We start from the raw sequence: 4,748 nt of genomic DNA, 5'->3' as shown, positions 1-4,748 counted from the left end.
TGCCTGGGTTGCATCATTTGAATTCAGCGGTCCAGTAACCTTCGATCTGCTTCACCAGTTCCGCCGGCAGCGGCACGTAGTGCAGTTCATTGGCCTGGGCCTGGCCGTTCTCGAAGGCCCACTTGAAGAACGCCAGGGTGTCCTTGCTGCGCTTGGCATCCTTGGCCTGCTTGTGCATCAGCATGAAATTGGTGGCGGTGATCGGCCACGCCTGGTCGCCCGGGGCGTTGGTGATGACCAGGTTGAAGTCCTTGGCGCTGGCCCAGTCGGCGCTGGCTGCGGCGGCACCAAAGGTTTCCGCGGTCGGCTGCACCCAGTTGCCGGCGGCGTTCTGCATCGAGGCGTACGGCATGCCGTTCTGCAGCGCGTAGGCCAGTTCGACGTAGCCGATCGAGCCCTTGATCTGCTTCACGTACGAAGCCACGCCTTCATTGCCCTTGCCACCCACGCCGTCCGGCCACTGCACCGAGGTGCCTTCGCCGACCTTGCTCTTCCAGTCCGGGCTGACCTTGGACAGGTAGTTGGAGAAGTTAAAGGTGGTGCCCGAGCCGTCCGAACGGTGGACCAGGGTGATCTTGCCGTCCGGCAGCTTCACGCCCGGGTTGGCGGCCACGATGGCCGGGTCGTTCCAGGTCTTGACCTTGCCCAGGAAGATATCGGCCAGCAGCGGGCCGCTCAGCCGCAACTTGCCGGCTTCCAGGCCGTCGATGTTCACCACCGGGACAACGCCGCCGATGGCGGACGGGAACTGGCCCAGGCCGGCCTGGGCCAACTCTTCGCTGGACAGGGGCTTGTCGGAAGAACCGAAGTCGACCGTGCCGGCCTTGATCTGGGCGATACCGCCGCCCGAACCGATCGACTGATAGTTGACCTTGGCGCCGGTGGCGGCGTTGTAGTCGGCCGACCACTTGGAGACCAGCGGGAAGATGAAGGAGGCGCCGGCGCCGGAAATCTCGGCGGTCAGCTTGTCGCCGGCGGCCGGAGCAGCGGCGGGGGCGCCTTCTGCCGGGGCGGTAGCCTGGCCTTCGGCGGCCGGCTTGCAGGCGGACAGGCCCAGCGCGATGGCCAGGGAAAGGGCGGCGAAGCCGGCCGTATGCAGTTTCATGCGTCACTCCGTAGCGGGATAGGGGGCCGGTCTTGCCGGCTGACGCTGCTATGAAATGATGTTTTTGTTACAGCTTGATGACGTCGTGACCGGGGGCACGCTCGAGGCCCGTGGGGCAAGGGCTGGCGGGGGGATCTACAGCGGCTGCCGGTGAATCGAGCGCCGGGGCGCCACACCCTTTCCGGCGAATGTCCCCCGGCGTCGGCCTGCGGCCGACACCTCCTCCTTTAATTCGCCTCCAAGGGCATGGCGACCCGGCACTCGACCCACCGGCGTTGGCCCCCTGGCTCCTGCTTCTCCAGTGCGAACCGCAAGCCGAGCCCCGTCGCGGCCGGCAGGCTCCTGGCAAAGTAAAGGAGGAGGCCGTCGCCGCAGGGCGACCGCCGGGGGACATTTGCACAGGGGCCTGCCGGCCGCGGCGGGGCCCTCAACGCTCGCGATGGACCTGATCGAAGACCGTGAAGCTGCTCCGGCCTGAATGCCTGCCGACCGCCGAAAGGGCCAGGCCGCCGCTCGGTTTCGCGCGTAAACCCCGTTCCCAGCAGCAATTCCGCGTCATTCACAATTTGATACAGCCCCGCGTTTAGGCTGGAAATCCGCGTTCTGACGCGGTGGATGACAAACCCCGCAACTTTCGGCACTGTCGTGTGGTCTGATCCGCACGCAGTCTCCCCGTTGGCAAGGTGCCATGAGCAAGTCGATGAAATTCAAAGCCCCCGCATTCCTGATGGCCCTGGCGCTGACCGCGCCGCTGGCGCTGGCTGCCTATGCCGATTCGCCGGCCCTGCCGTCGGCGGCCACGGCCGACCAGGTGACGACCTCCAAGCTGGTGTACGGGCTGCTGTCGGACAGCCGCTATGCGTACCGGCCGCGCGCGCTGGATGCGGCGACCTCCAAGGACGTGTTCAAGCGTTACCTGGAATCGCTCGACGGCAGCAAGCAGTTCTTCACCCAGGCGGACATCACCAAGTTCGCCCCGTTCGAATCGAATATTTCGTCGGCCATCCGCGGCGGCGAGCTGGAGCCGGCGTTCCAGGTGTTTGCGGTCTACAAGCAGCGGGTGGGCGAGCGCGTGGGTTACGCGCGCAAGCTGCTCAAGCAGGATTTCGATTTCAGCAGCGATGAGCGCTTCGAGTACGACCGCAAGGACGTGCCGTGGGCCGCCAGCAGCGCCGAACTCGATGACCTGTGGCGCAAGTCGGTGAAGAATGACTGGCTGCGCCTGAAGCTGGCCGGCAAGCAGCCGGCCGACATCCGCAAGACGCTGGACAAGCGCTATGCGCAGCTGGAGAAGTCGGTCAATGAGCTGAAGGGCGAGGACGTGTTCCAGTTCTTCCTCAATTCCTATACCAGCGCCGTTGATCCACACACCGATTACTTCACCCCGCGCACGGCCGAGAACTTCAACCAGGCCATGTCGCTGTCGCTGGAAGGCATCGGCGCGCAGCTGCAGCGCCAGGACGACATGGTGGTGATCCGCGAGATCATCGCCGGTGGGCCGGCGTCGGTGAACGGTACGCTCAAGCCCGGTGACCGCATCGTGGGCGTGGGCCAGGGCAAGTCCGGTCCGGTCGAGGATGTGATCGGCTGGCGTATTGACGACGTGGTGGCCAAGATCCGCGGCAAGAAGGACACCCAGGTGCGGCTGGAATTCATTCCGGCCGAAGAAGGCGTGGACGGCAAGCCGCACATGCTGGTGCTGACCCGGCAGAAGGTGCGCCTGGCCGAACAGGCCGCCAAGGGTGAAACCCTGACCATCCCGGCCAAGGATGGGGCACCGGCGCGCAAGGTAGGCGTGATCAAGCTGCCGACCTTCTACCAGGACTTCGAAGGCCGCCGTCGCAACGCGACCGATTACGCCTCGGCCACGCGCGATGTGGCCAAGCTGCTGGCCGGCTTCAAGAACGACAAGCTCGATGGCGTGGTGCTGGACCTGCGCAACAACGGTGGTGGTTCGCTGGATGAAGCCATCGAGCTGACCGGCCTGTTCATCGAACAGGGCCCGGTGGTGCAGGTGCGCGAATCCGGTGGCCGCGTCACGGTCAACAACGACCGCAGCGAAGCCGTGGCGTGGGATGGCCCGCTGGCCGTGCTGATCAACCGCGGTTCGGCCTCGGCCTCGGAAATTTTCGCCGGTGCCATCCAGGATTACGGCCGTGGGCTGGTCATTGGTGAAACCACCTTCGGCAAGGGCACGGTGCAGAACATCGTGGACCTGGACCGCTGGCCCAGTGGCGAAGCCCAGCGCTTCGGCCAGGTGAAGCTGACCATCGCGCAGTTCTTCCGCGTCAGCGGCAGCAGCACCCAGCACAAGGGCGTGGTGCCGGACCTGGCCTTCCCGGCCAGCGTGGATGCCAGCGAGTACGGTGAAAGCACCTACGACAACGCGCTGCCGTGGACCCGCATTGCCGCCGTCCCGCACACCCAGTACGGCAACTTCGGTCCGCTGCTGCCGAAGCTGGAAACCCTGCATGCCTCGCGCATCGCCTCCGACAAGGAGTTCCAGTGGTGGAACGAGGACGTGGAGCAGTTCCGCACCGAAGCGGCCAAGAAGTACATCTCGCTCAACGAGGCCGAGCGCCGCACCGAGCGTGAGCGCCAGGAAACCCAGCGCAAGCAGCGCCAGGCCACCCGCAAGGAACTGGGCCTGGACCTGGACCCGCTGGCCGATGACAGCAACGATGATGGCCTGACCGGCAACGAGCGCGACATCGTCAAGGATGCTGCCCGCGAGAAGGCCGCCGAGAAGCGCCCGGATCCGCTGCTGCGCGAGTCGGCGGCGATCCTGGCCGACGCGGTGAACCTGCTGGCCGAAGACCGCCCGCTGTCGGCACAGGTGCTGCCGCAGTCGACCGCGGCAGGCCGCTGGGCCGATTGATCGGGTGAATCAAGTGAAAACGAGGGGCCGGCGGAAACGCCGGCCCTTTGCTTTTAGACCCCACGCATACGTCGCCGGGCCTATGCTTGCCTAATCATCCTCCTGCAGGAGCGCCCATGCGGCTGTCCCATGCACTCCCGGCCGGCCTGCTGGCCCTTGGCCTGTCCGCCTGCGGCGGCAAGGCCGCCGACAGCACGCTGCTGCGCGAATCCTTCGATTCGGGCGACACCTACTCGCGCACCGTTCCCGGCACGCCGGCGCAGGCCTGCGAAGCCGCGCGGCGTACCCTGCTCAGCCAGGGCTATGCGATCGCCCGTGCCGACGCCGACGCGGTGGAAGCGAACAAGAACTTCCAGCCGACCGAGGACTCGCACGAGCAGCTGGTGCTGCGCATTTCCTGCGCGGCGCGGGGCGACGAAGCACTGGTGTTCATCAGTGCCGTGCAGGACCGCTATGCGTTGAAGAAGAGCCCGACCTCGGCCAGTGTGGGCGTGGGCGCGCTGGGCTCGGTGTCGCTGCCGTTCGGCAGCAACGACGATTCGCTGGTGAAGGTGGCCAGCAGCACCGTGCAGGACGGCGACTTCTACCGCCGCTTCTTCACCCGCCTGCAGCAGTACCTGCCGGCGGCCAAGGCCAGCACCCCGGAGCCGGCCGCCGCGCCGGTGCCGCCGGCCCCGGCGCCGCCGGTGACCCCGGTTCCCGAGCCTGCGCAGGCGCCGGTTCCTGCATCGGTCCCCGCACCACCTGCCGCGCCGACGCCAGCGA

Annotated in this window: 3 protein-coding genes; 2 read left to right on the top strand and 1 reads right to left on the bottom strand. The window is 66.6% G+C overall.

Annotated features, from left to right (window positions below):
- Window positions 1–13: 13 nt before the first annotated feature.
- Entirely contained in the window at window positions 14–1,105 is a 1,092-nt protein-coding gene (gene pstS / locus ACQG3P_RS04345; RefSeq protein ID WP_320459156.1) for a phosphate ABC transporter substrate-binding protein PstS, read from the bottom strand.
- Window positions 1,106–1,805: 700 nt separating this feature from the next.
- Here pstS and ACQG3P_RS04340 point away from each other — a divergent pair.
- A complete protein-coding gene (locus tag ACQG3P_RS04340) occupies window positions 1,806–3,983 on the top strand; it encodes a carboxy terminal-processing peptidase (protein WP_068854813.1) in 2,178 nt (725 codons plus the stop codon).
- 116 nt (window positions 3,984–4,099) lie between these two features.
- Window positions 4,100–4,748, top strand: a 649-nt coding sequence (locus ACQG3P_RS04335; RefSeq protein WP_426804314.1) for a DUF2242 domain-containing protein, incomplete at its 3' end; no start/stop codon positions are given.

The sequence above is a fragment of the Stenotrophomonas sp. SrG genome, assembly GCF_050031795.1.
GTDB lineage: Bacteria > Pseudomonadota > Gammaproteobacteria > Xanthomonadales > Xanthomonadaceae > Stenotrophomonas > Stenotrophomonas rhizophila_A.
The sequence above is the reverse complement of the archived record's forward strand: the minus strand, read 5'-3'. Positions and strand labels throughout refer to the sequence as shown.